The sequence below is a fragment of the Arcicella sp. GW822-FHT02H01 genome (genome assembly GCF_058802005.1).
The window spans coordinates 2,065,644-2,083,569 of record NZ_JBXANT010000001.1 but is presented as its reverse complement, the minus strand read 5'-3'; the positions used below and the strand labels follow the sequence as shown (position 1 = coordinate 2,083,569).

Genomic DNA, 17,926 nt, shown 5'->3' with positions numbered 1-17,926 from the left:
GGAGAAGTGAGTAAAAAGTGGGTAATTTTTGGGACACACCTGAGGAATATACAGAGAAGAATGTGATAAAAATATAAAAGTTCATTTAAACAATAGATGAAAATTGCTTAAATGAACTTTAGCATGGAAGAATAATGAGTGTGAAACAAATTGATTTTTTTAATATAAAATTTGGTAGGTTACTCTACCTTCCAATCACCAAAAATAGCTTCTTTAGTATAGCCCTTCGCTTCTTCATCACTTAACTGATGTGCCCACGGTGTTCTTTTGCCTGTGTTTGCACCTTCACCTGTGTTTTTGTACTCCGCAAAATAGCTTGTTTGTTCATTGCTTGCTTTATCCCAATTGTGCCATCCTTCGGGTCTTATTTGTTTGCCAAGTTTACATTGTATGAATACTACTTTGGCAAAAGGTCTCCAAGGTCGTCCTAAATAAAAAGTGTTGGCTTCGGCATCTCCTGTGATGGTACAATTTTTAAAAACATAGCCGAATGCTTTATTTTCTGGTGTCGAAGCTGCTGTTAAATAACCATTTTTTTTAGCAAACAACGTGCATTTTTCAAAGAGTACGGTAGATGAGCCAAAGATAAAATCGACCGTTCCTTCTATATAGCAGTCGTAATAATATTGTCTGCTTTCATGCCCATACGTATAAAGGGTATCTTGAAAACCTAAGAACCTACAATGTTCAAATTTGGCTTTATCACCTTTTACCCAAATGGCTACTGCTTGACCCACTGGACCAGCCGAGTTTTGGAAAGTGATATTTTTAGCTGAAAACTCATTGCCAAACACATAAAAACTTGCCGAACCTGTTGTGCCTTTTTCTTCTCCAAAAATATTCTTTTTCTGTGCATAATCATCATAGCTAAGAATGGTTTCAATGAGGCTTTCGCCAATGAATTGCACCATGGCTTTTGATTCAGCCAGTACTAATTTTTCTTTATAAGTACCTTTCTTGATAAAGATTGTTGTAGGCTTTTTACGAAAATCGGGTACGGCATTGATAGCTTCTTGAACGGTTTTGAATTGTCCACTACCATCTTGAGCAACTACAAAATCATATTGCTGAGCCAGTGATAAATTGCCTGTTATTAAAAAGAAAAAGAGAAAAATACTTTTGCTATTCATAAATAGATCCTTTTGAAAATGCTTGATTGTTAATTTTTAATAAACTTCAATACTTCTCGATAATCACCATTCAGGTATTCAAGGAAGTATGTTCCTGAAGATAGATGATTAAGCTCTAAAATAGTTAAAGTACTATTAGATTGTGTATTTATGCTCTGAATTTTTTGTCCTGAAGTCCCTAAGATGCTTAAAGTTGCTTTGGCTAATGGATGAAAAACCTTCAATTCATTTTGTGAAGGATTAGGACCAATCAATATTTTCCTAACAGGTTCTTCTTCTACACCAAGGGGGCTACTTACTATCCCTTTCAACGATAGCATTTTAGTACTCATCCCAGATGAAGCATGACTAATATCTCCTGTAAAAGTACCGATAAGTTTAGCCGTTAATCTTACATAGATAGTCGTTTGCGATAATTTTCCTGCGGACGGAGTAAGTTTTAAGGTCGAAGCCGCATTTACCCATGTAGCATTATCAATCGAAATCTCGAAATGAGGAGGAGGTACTAACACTACATCACCGAGTAGATTTTCACCCGTTACGCTATAGCTTTGCGTAGCTACTGACGAACCTATCAGATAAGTAAAGTCTTGTAAATTTTGTGGAATCGTTAGTGTAGGAGCAGAGGCCGTTAAAATGGCTTTTATTGGCAAAGTAATTGAATTAATTCCTGTCGTAGCATGAATAATATTGCCGTTATATGTACCAGCAGTATTAGCGCTTACTCTTACATTTATAGTCGTTTTAGCTACTTTTCCAGCAGACTGGGTTAATTTTAAAACCCCCGTTGAACTAACCCAAGTAGTACCATCTTTTGAAATTTCAAAGTTGCTCGGTGCCGTAAGACTAATATCATCGCTGAGGTTCTCGCCTGCAACCGAATAGGTTTGAACGGGCGAATTACTGCCAACCATATAAGTGAAATCGGTCAGAGACTGAATAATATTGAGCGTAGCAGGCTGTGTTTCCTTGGTTGAGCCTAATAAACTTAAATCTTTGATTTTGGCATAACGACCAGCACTTGAACTGCCAGTACTAAAATACATACGGATAGTTAAAGAATCGCCAGCAGCTAAGTTAATGCCATTGGCACCATTTAGGGCTATTTGATATAAAGTAACGGTTGCACTTGGTTCTGATACTGGAATAGCAGGATTCGCAAAGGAAGCATTAGCCGAACTAAGCATAGGTACACCAGCTATTAATCCCCCAGAAACGTCGGCAGAGTCTGATTTAAAACCTGTTTTTGAATAAACTACTGCAAATTTACCAGTGGCAGCGGCATACAAAGCCATTTTTAAACTGATAGAATCTACCTTTACAGCATAGCCACCAGAGGCTTTAATCGTAAATTGTTCATAAGATGAGCGACTCAAATTATTACCAAAGCCTCCACCAGCAGTAGTCCAAAGCCCACCCCCATCTGCCGAAGGAGCAAAAGCTTGTCCATGTAGTGTTGAATAAGCAGGAATTACAGACCCATTCGATAAACTAAGTTTTTTCAAAACAGGCTTGCTAATAATTACACCTTTACCTCTTAGTGCCGAGCTATCAGTGTCTGAAACAACCATTGACCAATATGCCAAGCGTTGAGACACAGGCAAGGCATCTGTTTGAGTAGTGCCGTTTATTGTGATTGATTTACTGGTTGCTCCAGTACTGGTATGTATGATATTTCCACTGAAAGTTCCTGCCAGAATGCTGTTCAAGCGTACTTGTATATTAGTAGTAGCAATACTTCCGTTGGTTGGAGCAATACTTACGCTATTTTTAGCATCAACCCATGTTTTCCCTGCATCAATTGAAACCTCAAAATTAGTTGGAATGCTGATGTTAAGCTTATCAGCTAAATTTTCGGCAGACAACGTATATACTTGTGCTGAGGAGGCTTTCCCTAAACCTTGGATAAAATCTTTAGGTGTTCCTGCTATTGTGATGGTTGGAACACTTGAAATCGTTAGGGTATCAGAAACAAAATCTTTCAAACCTGTTTTGCTTATTTTTAATAAATAATAATAGGTTTTCCCTGCCACAGGAGCGGCGTCAGTCATGCTAAAGTTTATCAGGGTATCGGTAGTAGCCACTGTTTCACTGATTTTGGAAAAGCTAACCTTGTTGTCGGTACTTCTGTATAATTCATAGCGGAGGTCTTTCATCGCCCAAGCAATGTTCCATGAAAAAGTAGTAGGAGTAGAGAGGTTAGCTCCTTTTACCGTTTTGATATTGACAGCTACGATTTCAGCTTTAGGAGTTGTACAAAAATCTGTGGTGGTAGTACATGGATTCCAATCGCCAAATATTTTGGTGTTGTCGTAATAGGGCAATGCTTCGGCATCTGTCAATTGCTTCGACCATGATAATCTTTTACTAATATCTGCCAATGCACCATCATACCGCTTGCTTTTATATTCCGCATAGGTAATCAAAGCAGTATTTGTTCCACTATCCCAAGTTGACCACCCTTCTGGTTTTACGATTTTGTTTCCGTAAATACTATTCAAGAAAACCACTTTATTGTATTTTTTCGCTGCATCAGCGGTAGAAGCATCGTTTTGCCAAGGTCTACCCAATACATAAGCAGTTACGCCTATGTTAGCAGGCAAAATACAATTCCTGAAAACATAGCCATAATTTTGAGTATTAGGCGTGTTAGCAGCAGTGATATAGCTACCTGACAGTTTATCCGCACGGTCTTTGGCATATACGATACACGAATCAAAAACAGTAATGGCACTTCCGAAGATAAAATCAACGACACCGTCGATATAACAATTTTTAAAATATTGTCTTTTTCCATCTCCATTGCTTAATACTGTATCTTGTCCGCCTAGAAAAATACAGCTTTTAGCCACATTTCTATCACCTTCCATAGAAATGGCCAAAGCCTGTGGCGCATCGCCTGTTGTGTTTTCTACGGTTAAGTTTTGTAAATAACAGTCACCTGCTTTAATGGTTAAGGTAGCCGAGGTACTTGTGCCGAAAGTTCCACCTGCGGGATTTACTTTTCCAGAATAGTCATTCCAAGAAATAATAGTTTTAGCGGCACTTTCGCCAATGAGATGGATAAAAGTTTTGTTAGCAACGATAGATACCTTTTCAAGATACTTCCCATTTTTGATAAAGATTCTATAAGGTTTTGTGCTATTGACAGGGGCAGCATCAATAGCAGCCTGAATTGTTTTATATGAACCAGTACCATCTTGGGCAACTACAGCATCATAACCCATTAAATCAATGATGACTGAACCTCCAGCAATCTCACCTGTACCTGTATCTTTATTAATACCGTTCAAGAAATTCTCTAAATTGGTATAACCATTTGTGCTTACTGAGTTTCCATCACTAGCATTGTTGGGATTTAGTCCATTGGCTATTTCCCAAAGGTCGTCCATTCCATCTTTGTCAACGTCTTTATACGGAGTATTTGAACCATATTTAGGCACGCCTCCCACATCCGCAGGACTATCAATAATGCCAGAAGGATGACTTACTCCCGTATCTTTGATAGTAGAATAGGCAGCACCTTCATAAGTAGCTGTACCATAAGTTGTTTCTCTTACAATTCGAGCATCAATATTATCTCGTCTAGGAAGTATCGCTCCTGCACTATCTAATACGGTTAAATAGGCTGCCTCCGCCGTTTGTGTACGTACTGGTGCGGTGGCAAAGGGCTGACTTTGTCGGGCTACTGCTAGTAAGGCATCTGCTTTGGCATAACCATCTTTTTGCACACCTTTTGCCCAGTTATCTGCCGAGACATCTGGATAACCCGCTACTACATTCCCATTAATATAAAATTTACCACCCCAAGTAGTATCTGTTGCATTATCTACTACATAACTTGAATAATAAAGGAGGCGGTTTCTTTTATTGGATGCTGAACTAACAGTAAGGCTTCCCGGAGTGGCTGGGCCTGGTTTATAGTAATTATTGACCATGTTGATTCTACTACCTTCGCCCCCGTAAGAAGAATTAATGTTTCCCCAATTGTATAATACGTTGTTTCGATAGTCAACTAATTCTTCCGAAGCTGGATATGGAATATACCCCGGACGAGTACCCCCAAAGCGTGGATTTCTGGAAGTATGGTGTGCAATTAAATTATGGTGAAAAGTAGCGTTAGCACCTCCCCAAATTCCCCCGTACCCATGTTTTCCTTTATCATGTTTTGAATTAAATAAGCTTTCGCTGAGGATACACCATTGTAAAGTAAAATTGCGAATGCCATAAAAAGAGCCTGTTTCGTCAATCGACCAGCTCATAGAACAATGGTCAACAATGATGTTTTCAAAAAGATGATTCCAACTGTTCATAGCATCATCATCGACAGCATTATCGTCACCAAAACGGCAACGGATATAGCGTATGATGACATCCGAAGCAGAAATATTTACAGTATAGCCCGTAATACAAATACCCTGACCGGGAGCGGTTTGTCCAGCAATGGTAATATTACTTTGCTTGATTTGTAAACGGCTTTTCAGTTTTATTTCACCCGAAACTTTGAATACAATCGTTCTGTTGGGCTGACTGATAGCGTCTCTTAAACTTCCAGTACCAGCATCGTTAAGATTGGTTACTTCATAGACAGTACCACCGCGACCACCTTTAGCAAAACGACCGCCACCTTCGGCAGTTGGAAAAGCCAACTGTTGCGCTTGGATTGTTGAAGAAAAAAAGCAAAAAGAGAGTATAAGCCAAAGAATATATTTTTGACTTAGTGAAGAGTTAAAATAGCTTTTCATAGAGGATAAAATCTGGAAAATTCTTTCCGTTATAAGGCTTAAATATTTAATGATTTGAGAGTTTTTATATTGAAGCTGTTTAAACTTTCCGTTTCGGGTTAAACTAAGTCTTTTAGAATAGCTTGTTCCAAAATTTACTCAACGTAGCGATGCTATGCTTCACAAATTTTGAAAAAATCAATTCAAAAATACAATACTTTCACCTCGGAAACTGAAAGTTTAAACAGCTTCATAATGTATGAATGAGGTATTGTCTATGCTGAAATAAATAACATTTAGTTTACTTTTGGTTTGATATGACCTTCTTTATTAAACACTACGGGTACGATAGCAGGTAATTTACTCACTGGAGCATCGGCATCATTCCCAAACATTGTACTCCATAATTGTCCTTTCGAGTCTTCAAAAAATGTATTGTGTCCAGCATAAGGAACAGACACATAACGAGCAGCATATGGTCCCATGATATTATCAGCCTCTGCCGTCATACAATGGTAGCGTTCATAATATCTTTCGGCGCATGAAAGATAATATTTGCCATTTTTCTTTAGCATATACACTCCTTCAAAACCTACATGGTCAAAGTCTTTGCAAGGTCTGTTAGGGTGGTGATGCTCAACGTCTAGGTCAGGAATGGCACATTTTAAGGCTACTGGTTTTGTTAATAAGCCACTCAGGTCATCTTTCATTTTTGCGATAAATCCACTTCCATACAGAAAATAAACCTGTCCGTCGTCATCTTGGAATAAGGAAGCATCAATGCCAGAAGTAAGTGGTGCATCAGGCACGTTTACACTGATATAAGGGCCTTCTGGTTTGCCAGATGAGCTTTTTAAAAGACCTGTCCCTAAACCTGTGACACAATAAGCGATATAATAATTACCTTTTAAGAAATGAATTTCTGGTGCCCAAAGTGCTCGCCTTTTTTGTCCGTTTTTTTCTGTCCATTGTTTTTGCCAAGTACCATCTTTTTCGATACTCCACACTAAGCCAAGTGCTTCCCATTCTTTCAAATCTTTTGAACGCCATAGCTTAATGCCCTCGTTCGCAATCATGAAGTCTGGACCAATTGTTCCTGTTAAATAATAATATTTATCACCGCCCACACATATACTTGCATCCCTCAATGGAACATCAAGGATAGGTTTGACAACGGGCATTGCTGGTTCACCCGTATGAGGAAAATCCTTCACCGTTTTCTTAATAGGAGTTGGCGTAGTTGGTGTTTGGGCAATGCCGTTCAAAACCACCAAACTTAATAATATCATTACCGAAATCTTTTTCATTCAGCGTTAGTTTTATTGTAAAATAGACAAAGAATAATCATAAAGAAATGCTTCGACTAAGCCATAAAAGGGTCGTCTATCATTTTCAATTTGATAGTTGGCATGATTAATAAAACGAAATGGATATGTCAATCAAAGTTCAATGGATATTGCCATTGCTTTGGAAATTTGAGGTAAACAAAAGCCCAATAATGGGCTTTTGTTATTTAATCGGTAAGCTAACGCTTATTTTAGGCTTTGTAATCAGCGATAATCTATTTTTTATCCCATTTTTTAACCCAATTAGGGTAATCAACCGCTAAAAGTTTGGCAGGCCAAATGCCGTAATAAGCATAGCCAACCCTTCTTTCATTTTCAATATCTGCTAACGCTGCTCTCGGTACGCTGTCTCGTCCAGTAAAGAAAGGAACATTCGTTTCATAATTATAAAACCTTGCCCAGAGCGTAGAATTAGGGTCTGCTTTAACAAGGCGATCTTTCCCTTTAGGAAGCGAAGGATCTTTTATTTCTTCTATTTTGATACCTACTATTTTTACAGCATCTAGCCAGCTTACTGCTGCATTAATCGCTCGTTTTACTTCGGGAGAGGGATTATCAATGCCCATTAAAAAGTGAATGATTCCTACTGTTTCATTACCACTCAATGAAGCTAATTCGAACTTTCGGGCTTTCGCAGGAAGCAAAGTCTCTCTGTCGTGTTGTGCACACCATACCGTAAGCTTGCCATTTTGTTTGTATTGCGTATTCAAGATACATGCAATACCTTTTTGTACCGCTGCTTGAGCAGGTGCTTTTAAGGATGCATCTACTACCTCAAAATTATTCTTAGCCTCCGCAGTATTTCTCAATACATTCATCACATCAATCATCGCATTATCGTTGTAAGTGATGTGCTTGTGGTAACCAGAAGTATCAGGAAAGAATTGTCCCCAACCACCTGCTTTGTTTTGTGCCTCCAATAGATACTTGATACCTCTTTCTGCCGCTTGGATATAAGCTGGATTTTGAGTTTTCTTATAAGCACCCACTAAAGTAGTGATTTCATTGGTAGTAGCTTTGTCGTCAATTGTCGTATCATATACTTTTTTCTCTGATAATAATTTTGCTTTCAGAGTACTCGAAACCGTTAAGTTATAATTGATAGCATCACCACCAGGCTGTGGCCAGCCTCCGTTATCTCTTTGGTACAAAAGCATTCTTTCTGCGACAGAATCTTGAGGGTAAGCAGTTGTTTGAGTTGTTTGAATGGGTTGTACACTTTTGCAAGCAATCATCTCAAAGCTTACTAAACAAGCAACACAAAGTAGGATTTTATAATACATAATTTTAGGGATATAATATAAATTGATTAGTAGTCTCTAAAAGAGATTTCTTTTAGAAACTACTAATCAATCAGGTTATTTTACTCTCCAACGAGGGTCACCAGTATCTTTACGACCAGCGAAAGTAGCATCTTTGAAGTTGAAATTTAAACCAGAATAAGGACTAACCCAAAGTTCTGAAGCCTTTTTAGTATAAGTAAACGATGGTAAACCTGAAATTTCAGTACCTGCTACATAACCAAAGTCACCAGTAGTATAAGTATTTAACACCGTGAAGTTGGTAACATCTAAACCAGCAGATTTTCCACGGACAGTCAAGACCGAAGTACCTGATTGATCCCACGCGTGTCCCCAAATACAGTTGGCTATTTTAATGCCATTCGTCACATTACGTAGACCAACAGCAGTACCACGCCAGTTGAATAATGAACCGCCGTTTGTCGCAATTTCGCTCAAGGTACAGTCTTCAATAACAACAGAATTTGAATTTTGACGAGATGTCAAGAAAATGTTGATTTTGCTAAACGTACTGCTTTGGAAAATAATGTTATCAACCGCCGCATTTCCAGCTCCATCTGTATCAGTTGTCAATACCCCATACGTACCAATCTGGTGAACGATAGAGTTTTTGATGATGAAATTAGTGATGAAAGCTTTTGCTCTGATACGCAATACCCCACGCATATTAGAGATAATACAATTATCAAACGAAAGCTCTTTTACGGTAGTCAACGTAGCGATGTTAGGGTTGAAAATATAACTACCACCAATATCAGCACCAATAAACTCAATATTATTAAAACGAACATAGTCTAATGTTACACCAGTTCCGATATTACCACCACCCGAAGTCGTGATGATTGTTTTTTGCTCGCCAAAACCATAAGCACTTGTAATGGTAACTGATTTATCGAAATTGTTAGTAGGCATTACATAAGTAGCACCTTTTTTCAACACAATAATGCCCTTTTCTACGACAGTTAATAAAGCTGCATTCAATGCATTAGGGTCATCGCTTTCTGATAAGTCTATTACGTTAGGGCTAGTAGTATCTACCGCACGACTGATAGTTGTGTAGTTGTCCCATCCTTTCACCGTTCCATCAGCACCATAGATGGCCAATTGATAAGTAGTAAGCGGATTCAATTTTTTAATAATCGTACTTCCAGCCTTTTGGTCAGCTGCTGATACATCATATTGCGCCAATGGTGTGGCTAACTTCAAATCTGTTTTAGCAAAAACCTTTACTTTGGTAATGACCACTCCGCCTGTTGCCCATCTTACTCTGGCTGCCACATCAAGCACATCAGCAGAGGTAGGTGTTACCATAATACTTGGGAATTTTTCTGTTCTTACACCTCCTAAATCCGAAACTTTACTATCAAATTCGGTTTTAAGGGCATGGGCTTTGGCACGAACCTGATAGGTAGTATTCCAATAAAGTGATTCGCCTTTTAATAACGTTTCGTCAACTACCACATAGTTAGTATCAACTTTAAAAGTGTAATCAGTCGTTTTAAAAGTATCTCTACTGATTTCTACGGTATAGCCTGTTGCTGCCTTGATATTACCCATGTTTACAATGATGGTATTATTTTTAGCAGAAAGCTCTTTGTTCAAAACAGGTCTGAAAAGACGAGTTTCGGCGGTAATTTCATCTTCAGTTTTGCAAGCAAAGAAAGCTCCTAAGCTCACTAATACTACTGCTAAACTTTGTTTTATATGTGTTTTATTCATGAGTATTTCTTTGTTTAATTATGAATTAGTGAATTGCGAGTGAGTGAATTGTGAGTGAGTGAAATTTCAATGGATGATTCACTCACTCACAATTCACTCACTCGCAATTTACCTAGAACTGGTATCCGTCGTTCAGTAATTTCCCTTGGCTGTTTGTAATAGCTTCTGCTGGAATAGGGAAAATGTATCGTGATACGCCTGGTACTGGCCCATTATAATACTTATCCCAGTCTTTCGTAATCCAGTCTTGATAAGTAGTAGCTGTTGGTTTTAAACTCGCTAAGAACGAAACCCTCGTCCAAGTAGCATCTGGAACACCCACATATCTACGGCTTGGGTTCAATACTTTGAAATTGCCACTTGCATCTCTTTTCCAGTACATATAATCTGGCAATTCTGAGTATTTTCCTGTACCAGTCAATGCGGCGTCGCCCATTTCTTTAATCGCCGTAACGGTTTCTTGTGCCTTTTTAGCATACAAATTCCAACGGATCAATTCATATTTACGAATCATTTCACCACCAAATTCCCAAGCTCTTTCATTCACAATCGCATCGAAGAATGCTTGTTTACTTCCCGAAATGTTCGCTACATAGCTAGTAACTTTTTCTGGCCAATATTTCGAATCAAAAGCTCTTTGGCGTACTCTTTTTAACGCTTCTTGTGCAACAGAAGTCGGTCCATTAATTTCATTTTCAGCCTCAGCCAACATCAACAATACATCTGAATAACGCAACATTGGCCAGTTGATACCCGTACCTTTAGCAGTAGAAGCACCAGGAGCTTTATCTAAAAACCAACGACTCCATTTACCTTGAGCAATGTTCATCGAACTGTTTACAAAAATAGCTTGCCCACTTGTATTGATTTTGTATAAAGCACAAGTTACATCGCGACGAATATCAAGGGTATCAAATGAGAAATAATAATTAGGAGGAATAGCCATATAATTACTTCCTGAACCATAACTGTGAGCCGCTGTTGTTCCACCATCTACTGTGATACCGATGTTCCAGCCCACATCGCCATTGCCATTGGCGAAGGGTACTTCAAATAAAATATCGCTGTTGGTTGGAGTTACAAATTTCGATTCATTCAAAAATACCTGTCTGAAATCAGTAGGTAAAGGACGGTCTTTCAGCGTGATTAATTTTTCAGAATACTCTTTTGCAATTTTGTAATAGTCTAAATAATCAGGTTTACGTTCCATTGCCAAGGCAGGAGTAAGGTAATAACCTCCTCTTTGTAAGGCTAAACGAGCAATCATCCCTAAGGTATATTCACGGTTAATTTGCTCGATTCCGTAGCTAGTTTGGTCAGCCCAAGACATTTTTCCTTCAATATCAATCAAATCTTTAATAACCTGTCCTAAAATTACGTTGCGGTCTTCTTTCGGTAAAAAGAAGTCATTACCAGCTTTAGGTGCCACACGAACGTTTGGCACATCGCCAAAATAAAATGTTAACATACTATACCAGTAAGCACGGATAGTATAAGCTTCGCCAAGCATGTTATACATTTTTTTAGAAGTAGCAACATCAGTAGAATTTAATGCCGAACTAGCTTCGATGCCTTCGATAGCAACATTACAGTTTCTGATAGCGGTATAGGCCGCATTCCATACAATACGCAAGTCAGCATTGGTGGCAACAGCAGTTAAATCCCAAATTTGGTAACGGTCTGCCGTGCTCGACCAACCACTTTGGTGTTCGATGTCGGTATTACCCGCCATATTATTCGAAAGTCTTGAACGAAAAGCATCTTGTCCAAAAGACTCATAGATGGCATTTACTCCCTTGCGGGCATCATCTACGTTTGAATAAATATAGTTTGTATCGAAAGTTGATAGAGAATCTGGTTCTAAAAAGTCTTTGCAGGATGTCATAAACATTGACAATACCGCGAGAATTACTAATTTCTTTTTCATAATTATTGACATTAACTGTTCGTAAAAACGTTCAGTGATTGATGTTGATTACCTCTATTCGAATAAGTGTTACAATTAATTAAAAAGTAATATTTACTCCGAAAGTATAAGAACGGCTTCTAGGGAAAGATGAATAATCTACGCCCGGTGTTAAGCCCGAATAGGTACTTCTTGTTGTACTTACCTCAGGGTCATAGCCAGAGTATTTCGTCCATAGATAAAGGTTGTTACCCGTTGCATAAACTCTTAATTGCGACATACCAAGTTTTGCAATCCATTTTTTAGGTAAAGAATACCCAATGTTCAAGTTGTTCAAACGGATGAAAGAACCATCTTCTACAGCCCAGTCGCTCATTACAGCTTGTGCATCTCCAAAACCTAAAGGAGACCATATCGTTTTGTTAGCATTTAGTTCTGCTAATTGGTTTAAGTCAGTTACGATTTCACCAGGAGTTCCCGTATATTTTCCGTCAACGTCTAGGTAAGTAAAGCGATTATCAATGCTCATGTCGTTCGTTAAGTTACCATAAGTAACACGACGGAATTGGTTATACTGAATTTTTCCAGTATTGTAAACACTATTTCCATACGACCAGTTGAAGAATATAGAAGCATCAAGACCTTTGTAGCGACCATTGAAACCAAAACCACCCTGAGCTTTTGGAAGTGTATTACCGATAACTCTGCGGTCTAAGCTATTAATGACTCCATCACCGTTAAGGTCTTTCAGTTTCATAAAACCCGGTCTGATAGCGGTATTACCAGTAGTTGATGTAGAATTGGTAACGCCTTCTTTTAGGGTATATCTTTTTGTTGCTGCATCATATCCCGAAAAGTCATTGGTTGTATAGAAACCATCAGACACATATCCATAAATATCACCTAATGTTCCACCTACTTTTACATAAAAGTCATCTTGTTCTCTTAAGTCAGTACTTGCCCAGTTTGATTGGAAGAAACGTTCAGTAGTACCATCCAATGCTTCCACCTTTGCTCTGTTGATACCAAAGTTGAAATTGGCAGAGAAAGAAACATCCGCTTTGTCGATGATATATCCAGTAAGTGATAGCTCGATACCTTTGTTTGATGTACTACCCACATTGTTCCATTGTTTGGTAAAGCCAGAACTTGACGGAATCGCTGATTGAAGTAATAAATCTTTCGTAGTGTTTTGGTATAAATCCAAGCTACCTACAATGCGTTGTTTGAAGAAAGCGAAGTCAAGTCCTAAGTTCTTGTTGATAGTAGTTTCCCAAACCAAATTAGGGTTGTACAACGTAGTTCCAGTAGGAGTATAATAAACGTTATCAACATTACCAAAACCAGGTCCACGGAGTGTAGTAGCCTCAAACAATAATTTTGTAGCAGTAGCATCGATACGGTCGTTACCTGTTGCACCATAACTTGCACGGATTTTCAACTCGTCTAATCCTTTTATTTGTTTGAAAAGCTTCGTTTCCGACAACTTCCAGCCTAATGCCAACGCAGGGAATAAACCTACACGATTTTCAGCACTGAATTTACTTGAAGCATCTGCTCTAAAAGTAATAGCTGCCAAATAACGGTCTTTGAATTGGTAGTTGATACGACCAAACCCAGAAACACGATTGATATCAGTGTTTTCAGTAGTATACTGACGGTCTGTACGACCGAAAGACATATTCGCGAAAAGCTCTTCTGGTGTAATAGATGCTCTAAAGTCTTCTGTACGAATAAAGCTTTGATTGCCACCTATTGCGTAAACCTCGTGTCCTAATAAAAAGTCAAGTTTATGTGCACCCAAACTTGGCATTTGGTAGCTTAAAGTATTCAACCAACGGAAAGAATCGTTTTCATTCACTGTTTTTTCTCCGATAGGTAAGCTACTACCATTATTGAAAGACTCGCCTGTTAATGGGCCATAATAACGTAAAGATTTGTCAAATTGTTTTGAGCCCGTAATAGTTGATTTCAAAGTAAGGTCTTTGATAATTGCCCAGCTTAATCCTGCGTTAAAAACATAGTCTTGCGTAGTTTTTTTACGCCAATCTTGTGATACTAATTTTTTAGGATTAACAAGCGCCAACAAGAAAGAGGCAAAGTCGTCGTCAGTTCCTGCTGTACTTAAATCAATATCCAATTGGTCAGCAATACCGTTTGTTGGTCTTGTCTGAACGGCATCTTTGATATTTAACTGAGCCGAACCAGAAGTACCCGCACCATCGATAACAGTATTTGTAACACGTGTAGAAGCATCAAATTTTAATTTCTTAGAAATCGTTTGGTTGATTTTAAAGTTGATAACGTTACGAGTATAACCCGAACCCGTCAAAAGACCTTGGTCAGTGTTATTCGTGATACTCAAGCTCATCGTAGTATTTTCGTTACCACCACTGATGCTTAAGTTATGCGACTGTGTAGTACGTGGCGCACCAAAAAGTTCGTCTTGCCAGTTTGTGCCTTTTTGATTTTGATACAAATCATAGTCACCATACTTTCCGAAAAACTTCTCCATATTGGCAACATCAGTAGAGGTTTTTAGCTTAGCTCTTTCATAGTTTACCAACACGTATTCATACGGCGAAAGCACTTTGTAGGCTCTATCAGATGGCAACGTTTTAAACTGCATAAAACCATTGTATGATACCGTAGTACGACCTGGACGAGGCTTTTTAGTAGTAATAACCACTACACCATTTGAAGCCTGAGCACCATAAATAGCTGTGGCGGCAGCATCTTTTAGTACGTTGATACTTTCGATATCAGACGGTGGCACATCTTTGATACTATTCACAATAAAACCATCCACCACATACAAAGGCGAATTATCTTGTGTGATAGACCCACCTCCACGCACACGAATAACAACATCAGCATCGGGTGAACCATCAGTAGTAACTACACTTACCCCAGCCATACGGCCAGTCATGGCTTGTGCAGCACTAGTGATTGGGATATTCTTTAAATCTCTTGCTGACATACTCGCTACTGAACCCGTATTGTCTGTTTTCTTTACCAAACCATAACCATCACTTACGACGGCTACTTCGGCCAACATACTGTTGTCTGGAGCAAGCGAAACATTTACTTCTGAGCGACCATCTACACTTACTTCCTGCGTTTTCATCCCAATGAATGAAAACACCAAGACTGCACCTTTGGCTACTGAAATACTGTATTTACCTGTACCATCCGTGGTTGTACCCGCAGTAGTACCTTTTACTTTTACTGTTACGCCAGGAAGTGTTTCGCCTGTCTCTGAATCCACCACTTTACCTTTAACAGTAGCGTCGGCGGATATAGTCGCCGTGGGCATGGGCAGCTCGACTGTGGAGGGTAGCACTACCTTCTCCTCAGTCATAGGCGTTAATATAATGGCGTTATGAACAACTTTATAACCAATATTGAGGGGTGGTAAAAAACGGCTCAATATGTTTTTTAGGCTTTCGTTATTAGCCGTCAAAGTAAGATTAGTGGCTTGTGCGATGCTGTTTTTAGAACTAAAAACAAAAGACACGCCAGATTCTTTCTCAAGTTCCTTGAGAACACCTTTTATTGTGCTGTTTTTTATAGAAACAGTCACGGTTTTGGCTAAAACTTCCTGCGCTTTGGCTTCTTTGGCATAAGATGCCACCATGAAAGCTATAGCAATGGCCAACTGAATGACAGTCATCCTCATGATTTTGAAAAATGTTGTCTTAATAAAATGTTTTTCCATAAATTTGCTTTGTACGATTTTGTGTTTGAAATCTACGTTACTCTTTAATCACCTAGGAAATGATTGGGGTAATTCTCGGGCTTGGGTGCTAGTAACACTTCAAGCCCTTTTTTTTACTAATTTGTATTGATTGTTTTTACTTTTCTGAGTACACTATTTGACGAAAACGTTTGTTTAGGATTACAAACAGCCTTCACCGATAATCGTAATTTCATTGCCTTCTATCTGATAAGTAGCATTAATAGAGCTACAGATAATATCCATGATAACGGGCAAACGTTGGTTGTTGAAATTAGCAAACAGTTCACATTTCCGAATGTCCATGTTTGGTGTACGGATGGTCATGCCATATTCTTGTTCTAATTTTTCTAAAACCTTATCTAATATTACTTCATCAAAACTGATACTGACAGGTTCCCAGAGTTGTCGATGTTTACTTTTTTCGAGTGTCAAATCGTGGGTCTCTAACGTGTTTTCTTCTTTCTGAATCACTACCTGTTGTTGTGGCGTAATGATTACTTGGTTGAAACGCTCGCTATTCTCGGGGTCTTGATATTTTACTTTTACTTTGCCCGTCACCACCGAAACCTCATATTTTGCATCTTTAGAGGAGGCCACCACATTAAAACTTGTTCCTAGTACTACCACGTTCAGCCCTTTGTTTTTTACATAGAAAGGTTGTTCTTTATTAGGTTTTACATCGAAAAAAGCCTCGCCTTCTAAATAAACTTCTCTGGTTGCTGCATTTTTTACAATCTTATACAGAATTGTCGTCGCTGGATTCAACCATACCTTACTGCCATCTGGAAGTGGTAATTCATGAATGGCTTTAGTGGTATTGGTAAAAGATTGCCAAAGTACAAGCTCTTGTTGTGGAACATCTTTAAATCCAACCATTGCCTGCATATCAGATTCTTCTTGAGGTAACCAAAACCATCCCCATACCATTAACAAGCTCGCTGCAATAGCCACAACAGACCAAACAAAAGCTTTGCGTTTGAATAAAGGAACGGGCGGTTCTATTACTGCTTGAGATTCGTCTATCTCTTTTTGTAATGTATCCCAAATACTATCTTCCAATTCAGTTTCTTTTACGATGTCTTGCTTATCATCGAAGGCATTGTACCAATCCAGCAGTTTTTTGATTTCATCAGGAGTATATTTTTGTCGGAGCGAATTGATGATTTCATCATCATCCTTGAATTCACCTTGGTTCATGTTTATTTTTATTTTTTATTAATAAAATACTATTTACTCCTTAACCTAGATGTCGGTCAAGAGAAATAGTTCCACTACTTGAATATGATTTTTTTTTAAAATAATTTTAAAAAAAGAAGAAAAGGAAAGGAAACAGCATATTTGGGCTGATAAATTCAGCCATACGAGACTTCAATAAGCGTAAAGCTTTGGCAATATGGTTTTCTACGGTATTTTCTGAAATACCCAATTGAATAGCAATTTCTTTCTGAGATACACCAGCTCTGCTCAATAAGAATACCTCACGGCATCTTTCAGGTAATACCACAAGGTTTTCTTGATACAAACGCATGGCATCTGCATAAAGAATATTCTCTTCGGTGATGTTAGAACTCTGGTCGATGTGTAATTGATAATCCAGAAAATTTTGTTTGACGGTATGGTGATCAAGGGCATCTAAAATCCTGTACTTTACACTACGCATGAGGTAGTTGGGAAGGGAGTCAATCTGAATTTTCTGACGATTAAGCCAAAGGTTCAAAAACAAATCATGGATAATATCCTCGGTTTGTTGGCTGTCGTACAGCCTACGTTTAGCTAACGCATGGAGCTTTTGGAAGTATCTTCTATAAATTTCCTCAAAAGCAGCTTCGTTGTCTTCCAGCAAAAGACCGAGTAATTCTGTATCACTTGAAGCTTTGAGGGGTCTGTACATAAGAAAAGTAATAATTATTATTAAAAAAATTATTTTCAAAAGTATGATTAAGCAATTACAATATCCAATGTTTTAGCTTAAATTTTTACGCAATCGTTCCCGACAACGTTTCCATATCATAATTTCGACCAATTCTTCATTTATATTTATTCATAAAATCGTCCTAAAAG

General features: G+C 38.3%; 9 protein-coding genes. All 9 read right to left on the bottom strand.

Annotation, left to right across the window (positions count from 1 at the left end; genetic code table 11):
• Positions 1-179 precede the first annotated feature (179 nt).
• Complete coding sequence (locus AC1RNE_RS08905) at positions 180-1,130, bottom strand: pectinesterase family protein (RefSeq protein WP_492800640.1); 951 nt, start codon at positions 1,128-1,130, stop codon at positions 180-182.
• Positions 1,131-1,159: 29 nt separating this feature from the next.
• Entirely contained in the window at positions 1,160-5,875 is a 4,716-nt protein-coding gene (locus tag AC1RNE_RS08900) for a pectinesterase family protein (RefSeq protein ID WP_492800639.1), read from the bottom strand.
• Between the two features lie 275 nt (positions 5,876-6,150).
• On the bottom strand, positions 6,151-7,161 hold the full coding sequence (locus tag AC1RNE_RS08895; RefSeq protein WP_492800638.1) for a family 43 glycosylhydrolase: 1,011 nt from the start codon (positions 7,159-7,161) through the stop codon (positions 6,151-6,153).
• Positions 7,162-7,415: 254 nt separating this feature from the next.
• Positions 7,416-8,483 (bottom strand): pectate lyase, encoded by a 1,068-nt coding sequence (gene pelA, locus AC1RNE_RS08890; RefSeq protein ID WP_492800637.1) that lies wholly within the window; start codon positions 8,481-8,483, stop codon positions 7,416-7,418.
• 75 nt (positions 8,484-8,558) lie between these two features.
• Positions 8,559-10,220 carry a DUF4957 domain-containing protein gene (locus AC1RNE_RS08885; RefSeq protein ID WP_492800636.1) on the bottom strand — a complete coding sequence of 554 codons (1,662 nt, stop codon included), beginning with the start codon at positions 10,218-10,220 and terminating at the stop codon, positions 8,559-8,561.
• Positions 10,221-10,332: 112 nt separating this feature from the next.
• The gene (locus tag AC1RNE_RS08880) at positions 10,333-12,147 is read right to left on the bottom strand and encodes a RagB/SusD family nutrient uptake outer membrane protein (protein WP_492800635.1); all 1,815 of its coding nucleotides are present in this window, start codon (positions 12,145-12,147) and stop codon (positions 10,333-10,335) included.
• 79 nt (positions 12,148-12,226) lie between these two features.
• Positions 12,227-15,844 (bottom strand): SusC/RagA family TonB-linked outer membrane protein, encoded by a 3,618-nt coding sequence (locus AC1RNE_RS08875; RefSeq protein WP_492800634.1) that lies wholly within the window; start codon positions 15,842-15,844, stop codon positions 12,227-12,229.
• Between the two features lie 180 nt (positions 15,845-16,024).
• Positions 16,025-17,062, bottom strand: coding sequence for a FecR family protein (locus AC1RNE_RS08870; RefSeq protein WP_492800633.1), 1,038 nt, complete (start codon positions 17,060-17,062; stop codon positions 16,025-16,027).
• A 106-nt stretch (positions 17,063-17,168) separates the two neighbouring features.
• The gene (locus AC1RNE_RS08865; protein WP_492800632.1) at positions 17,169-17,756 is read right to left on the bottom strand and encodes an RNA polymerase sigma-70 factor; all 588 of its coding nucleotides are present in this window, start codon (positions 17,754-17,756) and stop codon (positions 17,169-17,171) included.
• Positions 17,757-17,926 lie beyond the last annotated feature (170 nt).

Bases quoted from the DNA above. Each gene is read 5' to 3' on its own strand.
- AC1RNE_RS08905 (WP_492800640.1), bottom strand. From the start codon at position 1,130: ATGAATAGCAAAAGTATTTTTCTCTTTTTCTTTTTAATAACAGGCAAT.
- AC1RNE_RS08900 (WP_492800639.1), bottom strand. From the start codon at position 5,875: ATGAAAAGCTATTTTAACTCTTCACTAAGTCAAAAATATATTCTTTGG.
- AC1RNE_RS08895 (WP_492800638.1), bottom strand. From the start codon at position 7,161: ATGAAAAAGATTTCGGTAATGATATTATTAAGTTTGGTGGTTTTGAAC.
- pelA (WP_492800637.1), bottom strand. From the start codon at position 8,483: ATGTATTATAAAATCCTACTTTGTGTTGCTTGTTTAGTAAGCTTTGAG.
- AC1RNE_RS08885 (WP_492800636.1), bottom strand. From the start codon at position 10,220: ATGAATAAAACACATATAAAACAAAGTTTAGCAGTAGTATTAGTGAGC.
- AC1RNE_RS08880 (WP_492800635.1), bottom strand. From the start codon at position 12,147: ATGAAAAAGAAATTAGTAATTCTCGCGGTATTGTCAATGTTTATGACA.
- AC1RNE_RS08875 (WP_492800634.1), bottom strand. From the start codon at position 15,844: ATGGAAAAACATTTTATTAAGACAACATTTTTCAAAATCATGAGGATG.
- AC1RNE_RS08870 (WP_492800633.1), bottom strand. From the start codon at position 17,062: ATGAACCAAGGTGAATTCAAGGATGATGATGAAATCATCAATTCGCTC.
- AC1RNE_RS08865 (WP_492800632.1), bottom strand. From the start codon at position 17,756: ATGTACAGACCCCTCAAAGCTTCAAGTGATACAGAATTACTCGGTCTT.